Origin of the sequence: Pseudomonas sp. FP453 (genome assembly GCF_030687495.1) — a bacterium.
GTDB lineage: Bacteria > Pseudomonadota > Gammaproteobacteria > Pseudomonadales > Pseudomonadaceae > Aquipseudomonas.
The window spans coordinates 4,474,935-4,496,728 of the sequence record NZ_CP117435.1 but is presented as its reverse complement, the minus strand read 5'-3'; the positions used below and the strand labels follow the sequence as shown (position 1 = coordinate 4,496,728).

Genomic DNA, 21,794 nt, shown 5'->3' with positions numbered 1-21,794 from the left:
ACAACCGACCAATGACGGACGGAAAAAATGCCGCCTGGTAGCACCAGGCGCTCTAAAAACAGGCGTCAGTATCGCGATCGTTTATGACGGAGCAGTGGCGAAGTGATGTCATCTACATGACAAATTATTCATGATGGGAACTATTGCTTTAGAGCCTTGTCCGGCGATTCGAGGGTGTGCGAAGGCCGGCGATAAGCGATACTCGCGAGGCTTTCACGCCCCTGAGCCATGAGGATTCCGATGCCGCTGCAACGTCTGACCAGACTGTCCGAAATCGCCCCGCAGACCTGGGATGCACTGGTGCCAGACGCCCAGCCGTTTGTGCGGCACGCGTTCCTGAGTGCGTTGGAAGACAGCGGCAGCGTCGGCCCGCACTCGGGTTGGCAGCCGGAGCACTTGCTGCACTGGGAAGGCGAGCGGCTGGTGGCGGCACTGCCCAGTTATCGCAAGTGGCACTCCTATGGCGAGTACGTGTTCGATCATGGTTGGGCCGACGCCTGCGAGCGGGCCGGCATCGACTACTATCCCAAGCTGCTGACGGCCGTGCCGTTCAGCCCGGTCAGCGGGCCACGCCTGCTGGCAGCGAGTGCCGAGGACGGTTTTGAGCTGCTCAAAAGCCTGCCGGGTTACCTGGAAATCGAAGGGCTCTCCAGCGCCCATATCAACTTCACCGACGGTTTGGCCGATGATGCGCTGGCCCAGCAACCGGGCTGGTTGCAACGTCTGGGCTGTCAGTTTCACTGGCAAAACCGTGGCTACCGCGACTTCCAGGACTTTCTCGACGCCCTCAGCTCACGCAAGCGCAAACAGATGCGCAAAGAGCGTGAACAAGTGGCCGGGCAGGGCATCGACTTCGAGTGGTTGCACGGCCATGAGCTGAGCGAAGCGCAGTGGGATTTTGTCTACGCCTGCTACGCCAACACCTATGCGGTGCGCCGCCAATCGCCGTACCTGACCCGCGAATTTTTCAGCCTGCTCGCCGCGCGCATGCCCGAAGCAATCCGCGTGGTGCTGGCCAAGCAAGGCACGCGGCCGGTGGCCATGGCGTTCAGCCTGATTGGTGGCAACAACTTCTACGGCCGTTACTGGGGCTGCCTGGCGGAGTTCGACCGCCTGCATTTTGAAACCTGCTTCTACCAGGGCATGGACTACGCCATCGCCCATGGCGTGCAACGCTTTGACGCCGGGGCGCAGGGTGAGCACAAGTTGATTCGCGGGTTTGAACCGGTGATTACGCGGTCGTGGCACTACTTGCGGCACGCGGGGTTGAGGAGCGCCGTGGAGGATTTCCTCGAGCGTGAACGGGTGGGGATTGTGGCGTATGCCGAAGAGGCGCGGACGGCGTTGCCGTATCGGCAGGTGTAACTCGAAATACGGGGGAGTGAGCTTGTGTGGGAGCTGGCTTGCCTGCGATGCAGACACCTCGGTCTTTCAGTGATACTGAGGTGATGCCATCGCAGGCAAGCCAGCTTGTGTCTTTCGCCGGGATTAGACTGTGGATGAGAGCGGTGGATGGCAAGCTGACTGACAGCGGTGCTTGAAGCACGTGTGGGAGCCTAAGCTGCCATCCACCTCTCCACTCTGGTTATTGAGCCCGAACAGTTGAACGAGCCGACCTCGAACAGTTACAAGCGTGGGCCCCGCCAGAGCGCTCTCACTTTTGAGTGTAAGAGGGTTTGGCCATGTTTGCAGGCATCGATGTTTCAAAAGACGATCTTGAAGCGCAGCTCGATTCCCAAGCTGAGGAGATGAGCTGCTCCAACACAGCGGCCGGTTTTTCACGGCTGATTCGTTGGCTGAAGAGTCACCACGTTAGTCGTGTGGTGCTGGAGGCGACGGGCGGTTACGAGCGCCAGGTCATGAAAGCACTTCAGGCGGCAGATTTGGAAGTTGTGAGGATTAACCCCAGCCGGGCCAGGAGCTTTGCCCGAGCGTTGGGGTTGCAAGCTAAAACCGACCCAATAGACGCAAAGCTTCTTGCCCATTTCGCGGCCACTATCAAGCCCCCAAAAAGCCAGCCTACTAGCCCTGAACAAGACGACTTACGAGCCTTGGTGCACCAGCGCGAGAACTTTGTTCAGCAGCGAAGCGACGATGAGCGTCGTGTCAAAACGGCCTCTTCTGATGCTGTTAAAAACCTGCTGAAAAGCCATATCGATTACCTGGCCAAAGTCATAGCGTCAGTTGATATACAGATTCGCCAAGCGTTGAAACCTTAATAAAAAAAGGGTTTCACAATTGTGCTCGGTCAAAGGAATAGGGCTTATTACCGCTGCTGCTTGATGGCCTACCTGCCTGAGTTGGGCAGCGTTGGGCGTCGTGAGATCGCCGCACTCTCGGGCCTTGCTCCGTATAACAACGACAGTGGCAAGCACAAAGGTAAGCGCTATATCTGCGGTGGGAGGTTCTCGGTCCGACGCTCGCTCTACATGGCGTGCTGGTCCGTCATTCGCTTTCAGCCTGAATTCAACGCGCGATATAAAGCTCTGCGTGATAAAGGAAAATGCGCAAAAGTAGCGCTTATCGCCTGCATGCGAGTGTTGTTGATACGCCTGAATGCAATGATCCGAGACGGCTCGGAGTGGAGCGATTGCGTAGCGTAATCAACTACGCGATCACTAGTGGAGTAGTACACGGCATAGGCTGTGGGCGGCTGTGTGGCTGCCGTAATGATGTTTTTTAATAAACTGCCAAGACAGTTGCTCCCACATTTGATTGATGGTGTTTCGGCGCGCGCAGCCATCCAGAAAAAAAGCCCTGCCTCACCGGCAGGGCTAAGACCAATGGTCAGGTAGCACTTTCAAGGACGATATAAATGGCACATCCTGTATGTACAAAAGTACATACAGGATGTGCCATGCTTTTTGAATGGGATGAATCCAAAAATGAGGCCAATATTGCTAAGCACGGCATCGACTTCAATGACGTACCCGCTATCTTTCGGCATCCAATGCTGGCCTTGCGCGATGATCGAGTGGATTATGGCGAAGAGCGTTGGATCAGTATTGGCTGGATCAAAATGTTAATGGGTGTGGTCGTATACACCGAACGGAGTGGTGATGTGATTCGTATCATTTCCGCCCGAAAAGCAACCAAGAAGGAGGCCAAATATTATGACGCAAACATCGAAAACTGATTGGGGAGCGCCTGGCCAAGATGAATGACGAAGACATCGATACCAGTGATATTCCTGAGTTGGACGCCGACTTTTTCAAGCGTGCCGACTTACGTGTTCCGGTAAAACAAGCCGTCACGATTCGACTTGATGCGGATGTCCTGGAGTGGTTCAAAGGTCAGGGTACTGGCTATCAGACGCGTATTAATCAGCTATTGCGCCAGTACATGCAGGCCCATCAGGGCTGAAAACAACTCAGTGATCTCAGCCCTACCTTATCGGCAGGGCTGAGCCCGCTTTGCTTCAGGCCGGCTCCTCCTTGCCCAGCCATCGATAGGTAACACCGCCGATCACCGCACCCACGATCGGCGCGAGCCAGAACATCCACAATTGCTGGATCGCCCACCCGCCAACGATCAAGGCTGGCCCTGTACTGCGCGCAGGGTTGACCGAGGTGTTGGTGACGGGGATGGAGATCAGGTGGATCAGCGTCAAGGCCAGGCCGATGGCGATGGGCGCGAGGCCCTTCGGGGCGCGGTGGTCGGTGGCGCCGAGGATGATCAGCACGAACATCGCCGTCATCACCAGCTCACAGACAAACCCCGCCGCCATCGAATACCCGCCGGGCGAGTGCTCGCCATAGCCGTTGGACGCCAGGCCCGACGCCAGTTCAAAGCCGGGTTTGCCGCTGGCAATGAAGTACAACAAGGCTGCGGCAACTGTGCCGCCGATGACCTGGGCGACGATGTACGCTGGCAACTCCTTGGCGGGGAACCTGCCGCCAACGACCAGCCCCACCGACACGGCCGGGTTGAGGTGACAACCACTGATATGGCCGATGGCAAACGCCATGGTCAATACCGTGAGCCCGAACGCCAGGGACACCCCCAGCAAACCGATCCCGACTGCCGGAAACGCCGCGGCCAACACCGCACTCCCGCAACCGCCCAACACCAGCCAAAACGTACCTAGACTCTCCGTGACTGAACGCTTGAACAAAGACATGGAACACGTCCTTGATAGATCGCTCTACCAGATCAGTAAAACCGTGATGCTCCCTGCACTTACTACAGCGCCCGTCTGGGCACTGCGTTGAGTACAGCAGGGTTGTGGCACAAATCCAGTGCCAAAAAAAGCGCCAGGGCCCAATGGGGTCGGGCGACTGGCGCAGATCAAAATGTGGGAGCTGGCTTGCCTGCGATAGCATCACTGCAGTTCAACTGACAGACCGAGGTGCCTGCATCGCAGGCAAGCCAGCTCCCACAGAAGCCAGCTCCCACAGGGGTGAGAAGTGTGACTTCAGTCGATGCCGACGAAGCCTCCGGTCTGGTGCTGCCACAACCGCGCATACAACCCGCCATGGGCCAGCAATTCGGCATGGCTGCCCGTCTCGGCAATCTGGCCTTTCTCCAGCACCACCAGGCGGTCCATGCGTGCGATGGTCGACAAGCGGTGCGCAATCGCAATCACCGTCTTGCCTTGCATGAGGGTCTCCAGGCTCTCCTGGATCGCCGCTTCCACTTCCGAGTCCAGGGCCGAGGTGGCTTCGTCCATGATCAGGATCGGCGCGTCCTTGAGCAGCACGCGGGCAATGGCGATGCGCTGGCGTTGCCCGCCGGAGAGTTTTACCCCGCGCTCACCGACGTGCGCATCCAGCCCGGTACGACCCTCGGAGTCGGACAACAATGGGATGAACTCATCGGCGCGGGCCTTGTGGATGGCGGCCCAGAGCTCCTCGTCGGTGGCGTCCGGCTTGCCGTACAACAGGTTGTCGCGGATCGAGCGGTGCAGCAGGGACGTGTCCTGGGTAATCATGCCGATCTGTTCGCGCAAGGACTCCTGCGCGACTTCGGCGATGTTCTGCCCGTCGATCAGGATGCGCCCGCCTTGCAGGTCGTACAGGCGCAGCAGCAGGTTGACCAGAGTAGATTTGCCGGCGCCGGACGGGCCGATCAGGCCGATCTTTTCCCCGGCCTGGATCTTCAAGTTCAGCCCGCCGATGATTCCGCTCTGCTTGCCATAGTGGAAATCCACCTGTTCAAAGCGCACTTCGCCATGGGGCACCGTCAGGCGCGGGGCGTTTTCGCGGTCGACCACGGCCAGGGGCTGGGCGATGGTTTTCAAGCCGTCCTGCACCATGCCGATGTTCTCGAAGATGCCATTGACCACCCACATGATCCAGCCGGACATGTTGACGATACGGATCACCAGGCCGGTCGCCAGGGCAATCGCGCCCACGGAAATCAGCGACTGCGTCCACAGCCACAGGGCCAGGCCGGTGGTGGTCACGATCAGCAGGCCGTTCATGCTGGTGATCACGATGTCCATGCTGGTGACGACGCGGCTGGCCAGCTGGGTTTTTTCGGTTTGCTCGATGATCGCTTCCTTGGCGTACTGCTGCTCATATTGGGTATGGGCGAACAGCTTCAAGGTGGTGATGTTGGTGTAGCCGTCGACGATGCGCCCCATCAGCTTGGAGCGCGCCTCGGAGGAGATCACCGAGCGCTCCTTCACCCGTGGCACGAAGTAGCGCAGGGCCAGGCTGTAGCAGATGATCCAGGTCACCAGCGGGATCATCAGGCGCCAGTCGGCCTCGGCAAACAGCACCAGGGAACTGATGGCGTAGATCGCCACGTGCCAGATCGCGTCCACCGCCGCCACGGCGGAGTCGCGCAGGGAGTTGCCGGTTTGCATGATGCGCTGGGCGATGCGCCCGGCGAAGTCGTTCTGGAAGAAATTCAGGCTCTGCTTGAGCACGTAGCTGTGGTTTTGCCAGCGGATCAGGCTGGTCATACCGGGGCTGATGGTCTGGTGCACCAACAGGTCGTGCAAGGCGCCGAAGATCGGGCGCAGCAGCAGGGCGACCACGGCCATCCAGATCAGCTCGGTGCTGTGTACCTGGAAGAAATTCGCCGGCGGCGTGCCCTGGGCCAGGTCGATGATGCGGCTGAGGTAGCTGAACAGCGCGACCTCGATCAATGCACCGATCAGGCCAACGACCAGCAAGGCGGCAAAATGCGGCCACACCTGGCGCAGGTAATAGAGGTAGAAGGGCAGGACTTTATCGGGCGGGGCGTCGCTGGGGGCGTCGCGGAAAATATCGATCAGTTGTTCAAAACGACGATAGAGCATTAGGTATGACGCCCGCGTGGCGGGCTCTCCATTCAAAGGCGCGCATGGCCTTGTGGGCCATGCGCGCAAAGCACTGTAGACCTCAGTCGATGCGCTTGGCCGACTTGATCAGGACAGGATCGATGGGCACGTTCTGCATGCCCTGCTTGGTGGTGGTCTGGGAGTTGACGATGATGTCGACCACGTCCATGCCCTTGACCACTTTGGCGAATACGGCATAACCGGCGTCGCGGCCTGGGTCGAGGAACGCATTGTCGGCGACGTTGATGAAGAACTGGCTGGTGGCCGAGTTCGGGTCGTTGGTGCGGGCCATGGACAAGGTGCCGCGCACGTTATGCAAACCATTGCTGGCTTCGTTGCGGATCGGCGCTTCGGTCGGCTTTTGCGACATCTGCGTGGTGAACCCGCCGCCCTGGACCATGAAGCCCGGGATCACGCGGTGGAAGATCGTGTTGGTGTAGAAGCCCTTGTCCACGTAGGCCAGGAAGTTCTTGGTACTGATCGGCGCCTTGACCGGGTCCAGTTCGATTTCGATGTCGCCGTTGGTGGTGGAGATCAGCACGTGGGGCGCCTTGGCAGGCTCGGCCGCCATCAGGTTGGCAGCGAACAGAACAGAACCGGCAAAGAAGGCGATTTTTTTCAGCATGGGTCAGTGATCCTGGGTAGTGGTTTCGACTGTCTTTAGAAAATCGAGCAAGGTAGCGTTAAAGACTTCGGGTTGGTCCAAGGGCGTGGCATGGCGGGAATCTTCGATCACCACCAGCCGCGCATCGGGCAGCAGTTTTACATAGTTTTGTTTTTGCGCCACGGGGGTGTAGTCGTGGTCGGCGCTGATGACCAGGGTTGGACAGGTGATCCGCGAAAGTTGTTCCTGCACGCCCCAGCCCACAATCGCATCGAAGCTGGCGAGATAAGCACGTTTGTCGTTTTTTGCCCAGCGTTCAGCCATCTTGCGGCGCAGGTCGGCCTGGTCTGGCTTGGGAAACAGGCGGTCGCCCAGGGCCTTGCCGATCGTGGCCAGGCTGAGCACGCGCGCCAGGCTCCAGCGCTTGGCCCACTGCCAATAGTCATTGGCACTGCGCACCTTGACCTCAGGCGCGCTGTTGACGATGCACAGGCTCTTGACCAGGGTCGGTTCGTCCACCGCCAGTTGGAAGGCGATCATGCCGCCCATGGACAGGCCCACCACATGGGCGGGCGGCAGGCCCAGGTGTTCGATCAGGGCCAGCAGGTCATAGGTGAAACCCTGGATGCTGTAGCGCTCGCGGGGTTTGTCCGAGCGCCCGTGGCCGCGCACATCCACCACGATCAGGCGGTAGTGCCTGGCCAGCACCGGGATCTGCAATTCCCAGTCCTGGCTGCTGGAGCCCAGGCCGTGGATCAGGATCAGCGGCGAGCCGTGGCCGTATTCCTCGTAGTGCAGGCTGCATCCTTCGTGGTCGAACCAGGCCATGCGTGAACTCCGTTTCAGGCTTGCTGGGGGGCGGCGAAAGGCGCGTCCAGGGGGGCCGTGTCAAAGGTGCGCAGCATCTCCACGAGGATCTGCGTCGCCGGCCCCAAGGGTTTGTCCTTGTTGGAATACAGGAAGAACGTCGGGTGGCGGCTGCCGCCCTGTTCCAAGGGTAGCTGCTTGAGCACGCCTTCGGCGAGTTCGCGTTCGATCATGTGCCGGGGCAGCCAGGCAAAGCCCAGGCCGCTGCCGACAAAGGCCGCAGCGGTGGCCAGGCTGCCGACGGTCCAGCGCTGTTCGGCGCCGAGCCAGCCGACATCGCGCGGTTGCTGGCGGCCGGAGTCGCGGATCACCACCTGCATCTGGCTTTCCAGGTCCTGGAAGCTCAATTCGCGCTGCATGCGGTGCAAGGCATGTTCGGGGTGGGCCACGGCGACAAATTCCACATCGCTCATTTCCGTACCCAGGTAACCGGGAATGCTGAAGCCGCAGATCGCCAGGTCGGCCACGCCTTCGATCAGCAACTCTTCGACGCCGGAGAGCACCTCTTCGCGCAGGCGCACACGGCAACCACGGCTTTGCGGCATAAAGGCGGAGAGGGCGCGTACCAGCCGCGCATTCGGGTAGGCGGCGTCGACTACCAGGCGCACTTCGGCTTCCCAGCCTTGTTCCATATGGTGGGCGAGGTCTTCCAGTTGGCTGGCGTTTTTCACCAACTGCCGCGAACGGCGCAGCAGCACTTCACCGGCGTCAGTGAGTACCGCCTTGCGCCCGTCGATGCGCAGTAGCGGCACGCCGAGCTGGTCTTGCATGCGGGCCACGGTGTAACTCACCGAGGACTGCGAACGGTGCAGCGCTTCAGCCGCCTGGGCGAAGCCACCATGGTCGACCACGGCTTGCAGCGTGCGCCATTGATCGAGGGTAACGCGGGGCGCTTTCAAGATGGGTTCCTCTTGTCCTAAGCTGGCGGTCCTTATTGGAGACTGCCGAATGAGAAAATTCTGTTGTGTGTTGCTGGCGCTGCTGCCGGCGAGTGCGTTTGCCTACTCCATCGACGTGACAAAAAAGATCGACGGCGTGAGCATCGATTACCGCGCCTCCGACGTAGACGGCGACATCAGTTCGATCCAACTCAATAACTACGGCAGCAACGATGCGGTGTGCACGGTCACCTTCAGCAATGGCCCGGAAGCGCCACGTACGCGTAAGGTCACGGTGCCGGCGGGTAAAAGCACCAACACCACGGTCAAGTTCAACCGCGCCATTATCAAGATGCGCATCGCCCTGGCCTGCACGCCGAAGTAACCCGGCAGCGGGGCATCGCGCTAGCAATACTCCGCTTATAAACAAATTTATAGATGGGTTATAGCAGTTTTTTGCGCTTTTTTATCGAATTGGCTCTGTTTAATCTCCACTCCATCGCCTTACAGCATTTACCGATGGAGCTTACCCAGCCATGTCCAACGTTCTGATCATCGAAAGCAGCGCCCGTCAGCAGGACTCGATTTCCCGCCAACTGACCCAGCAGTTCATCAGCCAATGGCAGGCCGCCCATCCAGCGGACTCGATCACCGTGCGTGACGTGGCCCTCAACCCGGTTCCCCACCTGGACGCCAACTTGCTCGGCGGCTGGATGAAACCGGCGGACCAGCGCAATGGCAGCGAACAGGCCTCCCTCGACCGCTCCAACGAACTGACCGACGAACTGCTGGCCGCCGATGTCCTGGTCATGGCCGCGCCGATGTACAACTTCGCCATCCCCAGCACCCTGAAAGCCTGGCTGGACCACGTGTTGCGCGCCGGTGTGACCTTCAAGTACACCGCCACCGGCCCGCAGGGCTTGCTCACCGGCAAGCGTGCCATTGTGCTGACCGCTCGCGGCGGCATCCACACCGGCGCCACGTCGGATCACCAGGAACCGTACCTGCGCCAGGTCATGGCCTTTATCGGCATCCACGACGTCACCTTCATTCATGCCGAAGGGGTGAACCTGAGCGGCGACTTCCAGGAAAAAGGCATCAACCACGCCAAGGCCTTGCTGGCACAGGTGGCCTGATCCTTTAATCGCCAGATAATCGCGCCGTGTTTATCTAGCCCCACGCAAACCCTTCAAGTACGCGTAATGAACCTCCCTTTGCACTTTTTGCTCCTGAGTGCTCCAACCCGACTGCCGCTTTAGCGAGGTCGGGTTTTTTTTGCCTTGAGTTTCTTCAACCGCCGAAAACCTTTAATGTCCCGCCCATTCGAAACGAGGCGCGCATGGGCTATCTACTGGTTGTCACCCTGATTCAGGCATTTTCCTTCAGCTTGATCGGCGAATACCTCGCCGGCCACGTCGACAGCTACTTCGCCGTGCTGGTGCGCGTGCTGCTGGCCGGGTTGGTGTTTATCCCGCTGACCCGCTGGCGCTCGGTGGAACCGGGGTTCATGCGCGGCATGCTGGTGATCGGCGCGTTGCAATTTGGCGTGACCTACGTGTGCCTGTACCTGAGCTTTCGCGTGCTCACGGTGCCGGAGGTGCTGCTGTTCACCATCCTCACGCCGCTGCATGTGACCCTGATCGAAGACGCCCTCAACCGGCGTTTCAACCCATGGGCGCTCATCGCCGCACTGGTGGCAGTGGCGGGCGCGGCGGTGATTCGCTTCGACCAGATCACCCCGCACTTCCTCGGCGGCTTCTTGTTGCTGCAACTGGCCAACTTCACCTACGCCGCCGGGCAGGTGATGTACAAGCATTTGGTGCAGCGTTACCCGAGCGACTTGCCGCATTACCGGCGCTTTGGTTTCTTCTATGTGGGCGCAGTGCTGGTGGTGTTGCCGGCGTTCCTGCTGTTCGGCAAGGCCAACTTTTTGCCTGAAGCGCCGCTGCAATGGGGCGTGCTGGTGTTCCTTGGGTTGGTCAGCACGGCGCTGGGCATGTACTGGTGGAACAAGGGCGCCTGCCTGGTACAGGGCGGCACGTTGGCGGTGATGAACAACCTGCATGTGCCGGTGGGGTTGCTGCTGAATTTGCTGATCTGGAACCAGCATGAACCGCTGGGGCGGCTGGCGTTGGGCGGGTTGGTGATTCTGGCGGCGGTGTGGATCAGTCGGTTGGGTGTGCGCAAGCAGGTAATTCACCACTGAACCCTTTGTGGGAGTGGGCTCCCACAAAGGGTTGGTGGTGTCAGGCAGATTTGTTTTCCAGGGGCGGCAAATGGCTGGCGCCGAGCAAGGCCGGTAGCACCCCCGCGCGCAAATCATTGCCACTCGGCTGCTGATACAGGCTCAAGCCAAATTCCGGCAACACCGCCAGTAGATAGTCAAAAATGTCCCCCTGGATGCGCTCGTAATCCGCCCACGCGGTGGTGCGCGTGAAGCAGTAGATCTCCAGCGGCACACCCTGCGCCGTGGTTTGCATCTGGCGCACCATGCAGGTCATGTTCGGCTGGATGTCCGGGTGGCTTTTCAGGTAGGCCAGGGCGTAGGCGCGGAACGTGCCGAGGTTGGTCATGCGCCGACGGTTGGCCGACAGTTGCGCGCTGTGGCCCTGGGCTTCGTTCCAGGCCTTGAGCTCGGCTTGCTTGCGTCCGATGTAGTCGGTGAGCAGGTGCACCTGGGTCATGCGCACTTCTTCATCGTCACGCAGGAAGCGCACGCCGCTGGCGTCGATAAACAGGCTGCGCTTGATCCGCCGCCCGCCCGACGCCTGCATGCCGCGCCAGTTCTTGAACGACTCGGACATCAGGCGCCAGGTGGGAATGGAGACGATGGTCTTGTCGAAATTCTGCACCTTGACCGTGTGCAAGGTGATGTCCACCACGTCGCCATCGGCGCCGACCTGGGGCATTTCGATCCAGTCGCCGACCCGCAGCATGTCGTTGCTGGTCAACTGCACGCTGGCGACGAACGACAGCAGGGTGTCCTTGTACACCAACAGGATCACCGCCGACATGGCGCCAAGCCCCGACAGCAGCAACAGCGGCGAACGGTCGATCAGGGTGGCGACGATGATGATCGCGCCAAACACGTACAAGACCATCTTCGCCAGCTGCACGTAGCCCTTGATCGAGCGGGTGCGGGCGTGTTCGGTGCGCGCGTAGATGTCCAACAAGGCGTTGAGCAGGGCGCTCATGGCCAGCATCAGGAACAGGATGCTGATCGCCAGCGCCACGTTGCCGATGAACAGGATCGCGGTCTTGCTCAGGTCGGGCACCAGGTACAGGCCGAACTGGATCACCAGCGAGGGCGTCATTTGCGCCAGGCGGTGGAAGACTTTGTTGTGCCGCAGGTCATTGAGCCAGTGCAGCGCCGGCTGGCGGCCGAGCAGTTTGATCGTGTGCAGGATCAGGTAGCGCGCCACCCGTCCGAGCAACAGCGCCACCACCATCAGCACCACAAAGCCGAGGCTGGCGTGCAGCAGCGGGTGTTCATCGAGGGCGCCCCAAAGGTCTTGGACGTTGAGCCAGAGCTGTTTGATATCCATGGGTGAAACCGATTCTTCTGTAGGACAAGACGGGGCGATTAGAGCATTGAAGTGCTACAAAGTTGGCCTCACAGACAAAAGTGCTCACAAAAAAGCAGCTGATTAGCACCGTTCGCGTAAAGAAACTCGGTTTGGACGCGCGAAACCGGTACCCTATGCCGCTGATATTTTGTATTTCTTCGAGGTAGCACCCGTGTTTTCCCAATTCGCCCTGCACGAACGCCTGCTCAAAGCCGTGGCCGAGCTTAAATTTGTCGAGCCAACGCCTGTGCAAGCAGCGGCCATCCCGCTCGCGCTCGAAGGGCGTGACCTGCGGGTGACAGCTCAAACCGGTAGCGGCAAGACCGCCGCTTTCGTCCTGCCGGTGCTGAACCGCCTGATCGGCCCGGCCAAGGTTCGCGTCAGCATCAAGACCCTGATCCTGCTGCCAACCCGCGAGCTGGCCCAGCAGACCCTGAAGGAAGTGGAGCGTTTCTCCCAGTTCACCTTCATCAAGTCCGGCATCATCACCGGTGGTGAAGACTTCAAGGTCCAGGCCGCCATGCTGCGCAAGGTGCCGGACATCCTGATCGGCACCCCGGGCCGCATGATCGAGCAGCTCAACGCCGGCAACCTTGACCTCAAGGAAGTCGAAGTGCTGGTGCTGGACGAAGCCGACCGCATGCTCGACATGGGCTTTGCCGACGACGTGCAGCGCCTGGTGGCCGAGTGCGTCAACCGTCAGCAGACCATGCTGTTCTCCGCCACCACCGGCGGTTCGACCCTGCGCGAGATGGTCGCCAAGGTCCTGAACAACCCTGAGCACTTGCAGGTCAACAACGTCAGCGACCTGAACGCCACCACGCGTCAGCAGATCGTCACCGCCGACCACAACGTGCACAAAGAGCAGATCCTCAACTGGCTGTTGGCCAACGAGACCTATCAGAAGGCCATCGTGTTCACCAACACCCGCGCCGCCGCCGACCGTATCTACGGCCGCCTGGTTGCCCAGGAATACAAGGCGTTCGTGCTGCACGGCGAGAAAGACCAGAAGGACCGCAAGCTGGCCATCGACCGCCTCAAGGCCGGCGGCGTGAAGATCCTCGTGGCCACCGACGTTGCCGCCCGTGGCCTCGACGTGGATGGCCTGGACCTGGTGATCAACTTCGACATGCCCCGCAGCGGCGACGAATACGTCCACCGTATCGGGCGTACCGGGCGTGCCGGCAACGATGGCCTGGCCATCTCGCTGATCTGCCACGGCGACTGGAACCTGATGTCGAGCATCGAGCGCTACCTCAAGCAGTCGTTCGAGCGCCGCACCATCAAGGAAGTCAAAGGCACCTACACCGGGCCGAAGAAGGTCAAGGCGTCGGGCAAGGCCGTTGGCGTGAAGAAGAAAAAGACCGACGCCAAGGGCGACAAGAAAAAAACCGGCGCCAAGTCGCCGACCAAGCGCAAGATCGCCAACCGGCCGAAGACCGACAACCTGTCGCTCGTCAGCAAGGACGGCATGGCCCCGCTCAAGCGCCGCAAGCCAGAAGCACCAGCCGCCGAGTAAGGTTGGGCTGATGTAAAAAAACCGGACAGATGTCCGGTTTTTTTATGCACGGTGATTGATCGTTCCCACGCTCCGCGTGGGAATGCCTCCAAGGACGCTCCGCGTCCTGCCTCTAGCTTCAATTCTCGGCTTTGGCCGCCGCTTCCTTGAGTTCCTTGAGCCGAGCGTCGATCAGCTGGCACTTGTCAGGGAACTGCGCACTTTCCGTATCCAGGTCCATCTTCTGCAGTTCGTCGTTCATTTCCTTGGCTTTGGTCGCGTTCTGTTCGGTCAGCTTGGCCACTTCCTGGCCCAGTTGCTCGCGCTTTTCCGTGGCCTCGTCCGGCGTACAGGCCCAGGCGGGCAGGGCAGTCAACAAGGTGGCCGCGATGGCCAGGTTCATCAGGGTTTTCATGGGTGGACCTCCTTGGCGGGGATATCTCAGTGGAGGTCGGCGCCGCGTGGAAAGTTCACAAAAGTGACGCTCGTCCATTGGGCTGAACGGCCAGTGACGTGCTCGGTCACACCTTTTAACGGGCTACTTTCCACCCGCCCGCAGGAGGAATCAGGATGACGACTTACAATTGGGATCTGATCGAGCGCTTGCTGCACGAAGTGCAGAATGGTGAAGGCAGTTTCGCCCCGCGCCAGTATGCCGAGCAGGAAGCGGCCGAAAAGGCCACGGCAGGCGAATCCACGGGCAATCTGGACGCGTTGAAAAAGACCGCAGCGGATTATGAAGCGCTGTTGCTCAAGCGCGGTTTCATCGAGCCGCGGCCAGAGGCAGAGGGCGGCACCGGTGAGAATTTCATCTTGACGCCGTTGGGTGCGCAGCTGTTGGCGTTGATCGACAGTTCGATCCCGGGCAACGACCATCCGCGCCAAGTGCTGGACGAGCAAGCCGATGCGCTGGACCCGGCGACCTTCGCCGAAGTCGCGTCCAAGGCCCAGATCGCCTGACCTTAACCGCGCCCGGCACCCGCTGCGGTGCCAGGCGAACCTGTCAGATCGGTAATCTGCCGCTAAGGTGGCTGACAGCCGGCCCCCCCTAATCTGCTGCCATTCCCCTGACGGACGTGAATCGGCATGCATTGCACACCCTCCAGACGCACCTTTGTCAAAGGCCTCGCCGCTGGCGGCCTGCTGGGCGGGCTCGGGCTTTGGCGCAGCCCGGTCTGGGCCTTGACCAGCCCAGGCCAGCCCACTGTGTTGGCGGGCAGTGAATTTGAGCTGTTTATCGACCAGACCCCGGTCAACCTCACCGGCCGCCACCGCACCGCGCTGACCATCAACGGCAGCCTGCCCGGCCTGCTGCTGCGCTGGCGCGAAGGCGACACCGTGACCCTGCGCGTGAAAAACCGCCTGGCCGAGCCCACGTCGATCCACTGGCACGGCATTTTGCTGCCATCGACCATGGACGGCGTGCCCGGCCTGAGCTTCAAGGGCATCGAGCCGGGCGGGGTGTTTGTCTACCAGTTCACCGTCAAGCAGCATGGCACTTACTGGTACCACAGCCATTCAGGGTTCCAGGAACAGAGAGGTGTCTACGGCCCGCTGGTGATCGATCCGAAGGAGCCCGAACCCTTCAGCTACCAGCGTGACTACGTGGTGATGCTCTCGGATTGGACGGATGAAGACCCCGTCGCACTGATGAAGGCCCTGAAGAAGCAGTCCGATTACTACAACCTGCACAAACCCACCGTCGGCGACTTTGTCCGCGATGTGGGGGCGAAGGGCTGGTCCGCCACGGCCGCCGACCGCCTGATGTGGGCGCAGATGAAGATGAACCCCACCGACCTGGCGGACGTCAGCGGCGAGACCTACACCTATCTGCTCAACGGCCAGCCGCCCGAGCGCAACTGGACCGGGTTGTTCGCGGCGGGGGAGACGATTCGCCTGCGCTTTATCAACGGCTCGGCGATGAGCTATTTCGATGTGCGCATCCCCGGACTGAAGATGACCGTGATCGCTGCCGATGGCCAGCCGGTCCAACCGGTCAGCGTCGATGAGTTGCGCATTGCCGTGGCAGAGACGTTTGACGTGCTGGTCGAGCCCACCGCGCCGGCCTACACGCTGTTTGCCCAGGCGATGGACCGCAGCGGCTTTGCCCGTGGCACGCTGACCCGGCAAGCTGGCGTGACCGCGCCAGTCCCGGCCGTCGATCCGCGCCCCTGGATCACCATGGACGACATGGGCATGGGCGGCATGGACCACGGCGCCATGGCGGATATGGAAGGCATGGACCACAGCGCCATGGCGATGCAAAGCCATCCGGCCAGCGAGCAGAACAACCCGCTGGTGGACATGCAAGCCATGAGCCCGGTGCCCAAGCTCGACGACCCGGGCATCGGCCTGCGCAACAATGGTCGCCGCGTCCTCACCTACGCCGACCTGCGCAGTACCTTCGAAGACCCCGACGGCCGCGAGCCCAGTCGCACCATCGAGCTGCATCTTACCGGGCATATGGAGAAATTCGCCTGGTCATTCAATGGGGTGAAGTTCTCCGCGGCCGAGCCGTTGCAACTGACCTACGGCGAGCGGGTGCGGCTGGTGTTGGTCAACGACACCATGATGAGCCACCCGATCCACCTGCACGGCCTGTGGAGCGACCTGGAAGACGAGAACGGCCAGTTCCAGGTGCGCAAGCACACCATCGACATGCCGCCCGGCTCCCGGCGTAGCTACCGTGTGACCGCCGATGCCCTGGGCCGCTGGGCCTATCACTGCCACCTGCTGTACCACATGGAAATGGGCATGTTCCGTGAGGTGCGCGTGCATGAATAAGGACCTGAGGATGAGCCGTCGTGTGGTTGCTCTCGTCATCGCGCTGGGGTGCAGCCCTTTGGCGCTGGCGGATGAATTTCAAGGCATGAGCCCGGCGACCCCGGCACTCACCGAGAGCCGTACGCCGATTCCGGTGCTGACCGATGCCGATCGCGCGGCAGTGTACAACGCCCCCGGTGGCCACTTGGTGCATGACAGTGGCGTCAATTCGATGCTGCTCATCAACCAGCTGGAGTGGCGGGGCGGCAGCGGTGAAGGGGCGCTGAGCTGGGATATGAAGGGCTGGCTCGGCGGCGACATCGACCGCCTGTGGCTGCGCACCGAGGGCGAGCGCAGCGCCGGCCGCACACACAGCGCCGAGGCCCAGGCCCTGTGGGGGCATGCCATCAGCCCATGGTGGGACCTGGTCGGCGGCGTGCGCCAGGACTTCAAGCCGGGTGATGGGCAGACCTGGGCTGCCTTCGGCGCGCAGGGCATGGCGCTCTACAACTTCGAGGCCGAAGCGACGCTGTTTGTAGGGGAAGCCGGGCGCACCGCCGCACGGTTGGAGGGTGACTACGACATCCTGCTGACCAACCGCCTGATCCTGCAACCGACCGCCGAACTCAACTTCTACGGGCGTAATGACCCCCAGCGCGGCATCGGCGCCGGCCTGGCCGACAGTGAGGTCGGCGTGCGCTTGCGCTACGAGGTACGCCGCGAGTTTGCGCCCTATGTGGGTTTCACCTGGCACCGCAGCTATGGCCAGACCGCGCAATACGCCCACGATGAAGGCGAAGACGCCAGCCAATGGCGCTGGGTCGCGGGTGTGCGCCTGTGGTTCTGACGTTTCACTCTTCCTATCACTCGCCGCCATGAGCGGCCTGGAGCCTTGCATGTCGATGTTGAAAACCGCGCTGGTGGGCGTTGCGTTGCTCACCAGCCTGTCGGTCACCGCCCATCCCAAACTGCTCTCATCCATTCCGGCAGCGGGCGCCCGGGGTCCTGCGCCCGCAGTGATTGAACTGCACTTCTCGGAAAACCTGCTGACGCAGTTTTCCGGCGCCAAGCTGACCATGACCGGCATGCAGGGCATGGCCCACGCGCCGATGCCCGTGAAGGCCAGTGTCGCTGCCAGTACCGACCCCAAAGTGATGCTGATCAAGCCCGCGTCCGCACTGACGGCCGGCACCTATCAGGTGGACTGGCGTGCCGTGTCGTCGGATACGCACCCGATCCTTGGCAATGTGGTGTTCAGCGTTCAGCCATGAGTGAACTGATCCCGGTGGTGCTGCGCTTTGTGTTGTATGCGGACTTGATGCTGGTGTTTGGCCTGGGATTGTTTGGCTTCTATGCCGCGCGTCGACTGTTGAGTGTGCAGCGCTTGCTGCGCGTGCTGGCAGGGCTGGGGGTGTTGGTTTCGGTGCTGTCGATGCTGGCCATGACCCAGGCCATGAGCGGTGCCGAGGATTGGCCGACATTGTGGGCGCACCTGCACATGATGCTGGGGCAGACTGAACTGGGCTGGACGTGGTGGTTGCGCGTGGTGGCGCTGGTGTTGGTTGTGCTGGATACCAGGCTGGCCACGCTGTGCGGCGGTGTCGCGCTGGTCACGCTGGCGTGGACCGGGCACGGCGCGATGCACGAAGGCACGTTGCGGCTCTGGCATGTGCTCAGCGACAGCGCACACCTGCTGGCGGCGGCGGGTTGGCTCGGGGCGCTGGCGGCGTTTGGGCTGTTGCTGGTGAGCCGGTCGTTGCCCCAGGCCGGGCGTGTGCAGGCGCTGGCGCGTACGTTGGCGGGATTCGGACGTATCGGCAGCGGGTTTGTGGCGGTGTTGATGGTCACCGGTGTGGCCAACTATCTGTTTGTCGTCGGGCCGAACCTGGACGGCCTCACGGGTGGGCGCTATGGGCTGCTGCTGTGCCTCAAGCTGGGATTGTTCGGCCTGATGCTGGGGTTGGCGGCGCTCAATCGTGTGCACCTGGCGCCGCGGCTGCAACGGTCCCTGGCGGCGGGCGAGCATGGGGCGGCGCTCAAGGCGCTGCGCCGAAGCATCGCCCTGGAGTTGGTGGCGGTGGTGGTGATCCTGGGGCTGGTCGCGTGGCTGGGCACTTTGGCACCCACCTAGGATGGCGTGCTTTTCAGGCATTTAAGCGCCTCGAAATCACCGCGTACCTTGTCGATTTTCTGGCTGAGTTTCTGGCGTTGCGCCGGGGTGCTTTCGGCCATCAGGTCGATAATCAGCCTGCGCGCTGCGGTTTCCGTTTGTGCGTAGGCGCTGCGGTATTGCGGGGTCCACAGGCTTTCGCGGTCCACCAGCAACTGCTGGATTTTCTGCGGGAAGTCGGCGTCGTGGCGTTGCTGTACGGCGGCGATGAAGTGCGCCTGCCAGCGGGCGCGGTTGCCGACCCAGGCCTGGTTCTGTTCACCCAGCGCGACGGACCAGGCGTTGACCCGACTCTGCTGGCTGGCACTGAGCGGGCCGATCCAGGCGTCCAGGCGCTTGCTCATGCGCTCGGCGCGTTCCTGAATTTGCTTGGCCAGTGGCGGTTTGAGGTAGTCGTCCTGGCGCTTGCGCAGGTCCTTGGCCAGGGCGTCGTTCATGCTTTGCACCTGCTGATCGTCGAGGCCTTGCAGCAGTTCGATGGCCGACGGGGTGATTTGCCGGGCGATTTCGCCGATCGCCTGCTTGGCTTCGGCGGTGCGGGCTTGCAGTGCGGCGTCGCTGACCTCGCGGTTTTCGGCCATCTGTTGCAGGCGGTCCAGCCAGTCGAGGTAGCCCGGCAGTTGGGTGGTGCAGTGCCAGGCCAGGTGCGCCTTGAGGTTGTCGTTGAACCAGCTCTTCTGCCCGGCATTCATGTCCAGGTAGTCGCCGAGGGTCCAGGGGATGATCACATCGAGGTTGCGGTAGGCCAGGCCGACGCGGTTGCAGCCACCGAGCACCAGGCTGAGGGCCAGCAATACCATCAGGAGTTTGAGCCGATGCAGCATGGGCGGGTCCTTGCGCAGAGGAGGTGTGTGCATGTGAACCTGCGCGGGGTGCGACAGTTCAGCCCATCAATAAAACGACCGCGCGGCCTTCAGCGTCAACAGGCCATCGCATTGCGAGTTGTGTCCAGAATAGGCCGAGCAATCGCCGCCGCTGAGGCTGGAGTCGCTGTAGATCAGGTTCAGGTCAACGCCCATCCACGCCCGGGAGAATTGCACCGACCAATCGCTGAAGCTGCGGATGGAGCCCCCGTCGACGGCGACCGGGCTGCCCAACTGATGAGTGGTGTACTTCATGCTGACGCCGATGCCGAAGGGTTGCGTGCCGCCGAGGTCGGCGAACAAGGTGCTGTCCTGGCGATCCGGGTCGTTGCTGAAGGACGCGCCGAAGCGGTTGCCCAGCAGGTTGAGACCGCCGTAGAACTCCTGGCTGTCGAGGGGGCTGAGCTTGGGGTAGCTGTAGTGGATCAGGCCGACTTCATAGCCCAGGGTCTGGTCGAAGGGGTGCTTGAAGCCCAGGTAGGAGTCGACTTCGAGGGTGCTGTCCGGCGACAGCCCCATGCTCGGTGAGAACTGGCCGACATACAGGCCGCTGTCGTGGCTCAGGTCGAGCCCGCCATGGAATGAATCGCTGCCCGGCGAGGTCGGCTTGACGAGGCCCTGGGCCATGCTGCGGCTGGGCGTGGTGCCCAGCTTCAAGTCGAAGTCGCCCCATTCGCGCTGAAAGATCTGCGCTTCGGCAAGGGGGCTGGCGACCAGGGCCGTGAGCAGGAAAATGCAGGGTTTGAACATGCGTCACTCCATGAAAAGCGAGGAGCAGTAACGGAAGAAGTCGGGAAGATGCCCGTGCTAGACGTGTGCAAGCATACCGGCGAATGCCTGGGGTTGAGCCCCGTTCGTCGATTGGTGCGAGATTGAATGTGTCGGGAAGGTGTTGCGGGCTCTAGTCCTAGCGCCTTGATTGCAAGGCGCTTAGGGACCAGGTGTGTTGCGCGGTATTACTTCTTGCCCAGGCTGATCTGCTTGGACGGGCCGAAAGTCTGGCCGCTCACGCCCTTGGCAATTTGCTGGATTTCGCCGCCGGACTTGAGGAACGCAGCAATCTGGCTGTTGATCGATTCGCTGGTTTCAACGGCGGGAGCTGGCTTTGCTTTGCTGTTGGATGCTTTTACGCGCATGGCGGCCACTAACCTGTAGAAAATTAACTTGGCCAGGCATCGTACAGGAAATACTTGACAATTGCTTGGCAAATATCCCCCGGGAATAAGCGCGGCGTGTGCAAATAACCGAAGTCTGTCTTTGAAATAAGCCTCTAACTTACTGTTTTAACTCGAAACCCAAGGGCGGGCTGCAGCGTACGTAGCCGTAAAATCGAGCCGATTGATCGGACGAGCGGGGCAGGGCCAGCAGCACGCCACGCCAGCCCGCGATTTTTCAGGGGCGCGCGCGTGGCGGGCGCAACTCGGGTAGAATGCCGCCCACGTAATGAGGGTATTGAAAAATGGCTTTGGTCGGTCGCTACAACAGCTTGCAAGTGGTTAAACACACTAACTTTGGTTTGTACCTGGACGGCGCGCAAGACGGTGAAATCCTCTTGCCCAACCGGTATATCCCCAAAGATATTCCCAGTGAAGATGAAGACTGGCTGAACGTTTTCATTTATCTGGACAGCGATGACAAACTTATCGCCACGACTGAAAAGCCGAAAGTTCAAGTGGGCGAGTTTGCCAGTTTGAAAGTGGTGGAAGTCAACAGCATTGGTGTATTCCTCGATTGGGGTTTGCCCAAGGACCTGTTGCTGCCGTACTCGGAAGAAAAGCGCCAGATGACCGCTGGTGAATATTGCGTGGTGCACGTCTACCTCGACAAGCACACCAAGCGCATCACCGCGACCGCACGCCTGGATCGCTACCTGGATAAGACCCCGGCGAATTACCAGGTGGGCCAGGAAGTCAATCTGCTGGTGGCTGAAGCCACCGACATGGGCTTCAAGGCGATCATCAACAACAAGCACTGGGGCTTGATCCACAAGAACGAAGTGTTCAAGTTCCTGCGCCCGGGCAAGGAAGAGAAAGGCTTCATCAAAGAGATCCGCGCCGATGGCAACATCAGCCTGAGCCTGCAGCCCGTGGGCCAGGAAGCGGCGTCCAGCCTGAACTCGAAGATCCTCGCCAAGTTGCGTGAAAACAACGGCAGCCTGCCCGTCAGCGACAAGAGCGACCCGGCGGTGATCAGCAACTTGTTCGGCGTGAGCAAGGGCAACTTCAAGAAGGCCATCGGTGCCCTCTACAAGCAGGGCCAGATCGTGATTCATGCGGATCGCATTGAACTAAGCTGATCGCGGTTTGCTCTTCTGTAG

At 61.0% G+C, this 21,794-nt stretch carries 24 protein-coding genes and 1 pseudogene; 15 read left to right on the top strand and 10 right to left on the bottom strand.

Annotated features, from left to right (window positions below):
* Positions 1–240: 240 nt before the first annotated feature.
* The 5 genes and pseudogenes from PSH87_RS20365 (at position 241) to PSH87_RS20345 (ending at position 3,363) form a co-directional block, all read left to right on the top strand.
* Complete coding sequence (locus PSH87_RS20365) at positions 241–1,365, top strand: GNAT family N-acetyltransferase (protein ID WP_305430861.1); 1,125 nt, start codon at positions 241–243, stop codon at positions 1,363–1,365.
* A 317-nt stretch (positions 1,366–1,682) separates the two neighbouring features.
* A complete protein-coding gene (locus tag PSH87_RS20360) occupies positions 1,683–2,219 on the top strand; it encodes a transposase (RefSeq protein WP_305430860.1) in 537 nt (178 codons plus the stop codon).
* A gap of 63 nt (positions 2,220–2,282) precedes the next feature.
* Positions 2,283–2,603 (top strand): transposase, encoded by a 321-nt coding sequence (locus tag PSH87_RS20355; RefSeq protein WP_305430859.1) that lies wholly within the window; start codon positions 2,283–2,285, stop codon positions 2,601–2,603.
* Positions 2,604–2,857: 254 nt separating this feature from the next.
* A complete protein-coding gene (locus PSH87_RS20350) occupies positions 2,858–3,136 on the top strand; it encodes a BrnT family toxin (RefSeq protein ID WP_305434352.1) in 279 nt (92 codons plus the stop codon).
* Positions 3,114–3,363, top strand: a pseudogene (locus PSH87_RS20345) (BrnA antitoxin family protein). The gene PSH87_RS20350 and the pseudogene PSH87_RS20345 overlap by 23 nt, the downstream one beginning before the upstream one ends.
* 55 nt (positions 3,364–3,418) lie before the next feature.
* Here the strand turns inward: PSH87_RS20345 and aqpZ are convergent.
* The 5 genes from aqpZ to PSH87_RS20320 all read right to left on the bottom strand — a co-directional run bounded on the left by aqpZ (position 3,419) and on the right by PSH87_RS20320 (position 8,638).
* Positions 3,419–4,120: an aquaporin Z gene (gene aqpZ, locus PSH87_RS20340; RefSeq protein ID WP_305430858.1), complete on the bottom strand. Its 702-nt coding sequence runs from the start codon at positions 4,118–4,120 to the stop codon at positions 3,419–3,421.
* A 294-nt stretch (positions 4,121–4,414) separates the two neighbouring features.
* Positions 4,415–6,247, bottom strand: coding sequence for an ABC transporter ATP-binding protein (locus tag PSH87_RS20335; RefSeq protein ID WP_017735359.1), 1,833 nt, complete (start codon positions 6,245–6,247; stop codon positions 4,415–4,417).
* Between the two features lie 82 nt (positions 6,248–6,329).
* Positions 6,330–6,893, bottom strand: a complete 564-nt coding sequence (locus tag PSH87_RS20330; RefSeq protein ID WP_017735360.1) for a peptidylprolyl isomerase A — start codon at positions 6,891–6,893, stop codon at positions 6,330–6,332.
* Positions 6,894–6,896: 3 nt separating this feature from the next.
* Positions 6,897–7,700, bottom strand: coding sequence for an alpha/beta fold hydrolase (locus PSH87_RS20325; RefSeq protein ID WP_305430856.1), 804 nt, complete (start codon positions 7,698–7,700; stop codon positions 6,897–6,899).
* Positions 7,701–7,714: 14 nt separating this feature from the next.
* Entirely contained in the window at positions 7,715–8,638 is a 924-nt protein-coding gene (locus PSH87_RS20320; protein WP_305430855.1) for a LysR family transcriptional regulator, read from the bottom strand.
* 49 nt (positions 8,639–8,687) lie between these two features.
* On the opposite strand from PSH87_RS20320, the gene PSH87_RS20315 reads away from it, so the two are divergent.
* The 3 genes from PSH87_RS20315 to PSH87_RS20305 all read left to right on the top strand — a co-directional run bounded on the left by PSH87_RS20315 (position 8,688) and on the right by PSH87_RS20305 (position 10,823).
* Positions 8,688–9,002, top strand: a complete 315-nt coding sequence (locus tag PSH87_RS20315) for a 3-phosphoglycerate kinase (protein WP_305430853.1) — start codon at positions 8,688–8,690, stop codon at positions 9,000–9,002.
* Between the two features lie 151 nt (positions 9,003–9,153).
* On the top strand, positions 9,154–9,753 hold the full coding sequence (locus PSH87_RS20310; protein WP_305430852.1) for an FMN-dependent NADH-azoreductase: 600 nt from the start codon (positions 9,154–9,156) through the stop codon (positions 9,751–9,753).
* Positions 9,754–9,956: 203 nt separating this feature from the next.
* Complete coding sequence (locus PSH87_RS20305) at positions 9,957–10,823, top strand: carboxylate/amino acid/amine transporter (RefSeq protein ID WP_305430850.1); 867 nt, start codon at positions 9,957–9,959, stop codon at positions 10,821–10,823.
* Positions 10,824–10,863: 40 nt separating this feature from the next.
* Here the strand turns inward: PSH87_RS20305 and PSH87_RS20300 are convergent, their stop codons facing one another.
* Positions 10,864–12,162 carry a mechanosensitive ion channel family protein gene (locus tag PSH87_RS20300; protein WP_305430849.1) on the bottom strand — a complete coding sequence of 433 codons (1,299 nt, stop codon included), beginning with the start codon at positions 12,160–12,162 and terminating at the stop codon, positions 10,864–10,866.
* Positions 12,163–12,355: 193 nt separating this feature from the next.
* Between PSH87_RS20300 and PSH87_RS20295 the strand changes: the two genes are divergently transcribed.
* A complete protein-coding gene (locus tag PSH87_RS20295) occupies positions 12,356–13,702 on the top strand; it encodes a DEAD/DEAH box helicase (protein ID WP_017735367.1) in 1,347 nt (448 codons plus the stop codon).
* Positions 13,703–13,820: 118 nt separating this feature from the next.
* Here PSH87_RS20295 and PSH87_RS20290 read toward each other — a convergent pair whose 3' ends face one another.
* The gene (locus PSH87_RS20290; protein WP_305430848.1) at positions 13,821–14,096 is read right to left on the bottom strand and encodes a hypothetical protein; all 276 of its coding nucleotides are present in this window, start codon (positions 14,094–14,096) and stop codon (positions 13,821–13,823) included.
* Between the two features lie 155 nt (positions 14,097–14,251).
* Here PSH87_RS20290 and PSH87_RS20285 point away from each other — a divergent pair, with 155 nt between their 5' ends.
* The 5 genes from PSH87_RS20285 (at position 14,252) to copD (ending at position 18,575) form a co-directional block, all read left to right on the top strand.
* Positions 14,252–14,641, top strand: a complete 390-nt coding sequence (locus PSH87_RS20285; RefSeq protein WP_305430847.1) for a transcriptional regulator — start codon at positions 14,252–14,254, stop codon at positions 14,639–14,641.
* Between the two features lie 126 nt (positions 14,642–14,767).
* On the top strand, positions 14,768–16,465 hold the full coding sequence (locus PSH87_RS20280) for a copper resistance system multicopper oxidase (protein ID WP_305430846.1): 1,698 nt from the start codon (positions 14,768–14,770) through the stop codon (positions 16,463–16,465).
* A 10-nt stretch (positions 16,466–16,475) separates the two neighbouring features.
* Positions 16,476–17,291: a copper resistance protein B gene (locus PSH87_RS20275; RefSeq protein ID WP_305430845.1), complete on the top strand. Its 816-nt coding sequence runs from the start codon at positions 16,476–16,478 to the stop codon at positions 17,289–17,291.
* 49 nt (positions 17,292–17,340) lie between these two features.
* Positions 17,341–17,715: a copper homeostasis periplasmic binding protein CopC gene (copC, locus tag PSH87_RS20270; RefSeq protein ID WP_305430844.1), complete on the top strand. Its 375-nt coding sequence runs from the start codon at positions 17,341–17,343 to the stop codon at positions 17,713–17,715.
* Complete coding sequence (gene copD, locus PSH87_RS20265) at positions 17,712–18,575, top strand: copper homeostasis membrane protein CopD (RefSeq protein WP_017735373.1); 864 nt, start codon at positions 17,712–17,714, stop codon at positions 18,573–18,575. Before copC ends, copD begins: the two co-directional genes overlap by 4 nt.
* Here copD and PSH87_RS20260 read toward each other — a convergent pair.
* The 3 genes from PSH87_RS20260 to PSH87_RS20250 form a co-directional block, all read right to left on the bottom strand.
* A complete protein-coding gene (locus tag PSH87_RS20260; RefSeq protein WP_305430843.1) occupies positions 18,572–19,438 on the bottom strand; it encodes a DUF6279 family lipoprotein in 867 nt (288 codons plus the stop codon). The genes copD and PSH87_RS20260 overlap by 4 nt on opposite strands.
* 66 nt (positions 19,439–19,504) lie before the next feature.
* The gene (locus PSH87_RS20255; protein WP_305430842.1) at positions 19,505–20,227 is read right to left on the bottom strand and encodes a TorF family putative porin; all 723 of its coding nucleotides are present in this window, start codon (positions 20,225–20,227) and stop codon (positions 19,505–19,507) included.
* A 206-nt stretch (positions 20,228–20,433) separates the two neighbouring features.
* On the bottom strand, positions 20,434–20,613 hold the full coding sequence (locus PSH87_RS20250) for a hypothetical protein (protein ID WP_003193095.1): 180 nt from the start codon (positions 20,611–20,613) through the stop codon (positions 20,434–20,436).
* 323 nt (positions 20,614–20,936) lie between these two features.
* Here PSH87_RS20250 and PSH87_RS20245 point away from each other — a divergent pair, with 323 nt between their 5' ends.
* Positions 20,937–21,773 (top strand): S1 RNA-binding domain-containing protein, encoded by an 837-nt coding sequence (locus PSH87_RS20245; protein WP_017735376.1) that lies wholly within the window; start codon positions 20,937–20,939, stop codon positions 21,771–21,773.
* Positions 21,774–21,794: the final 21 nt, after the last annotated feature.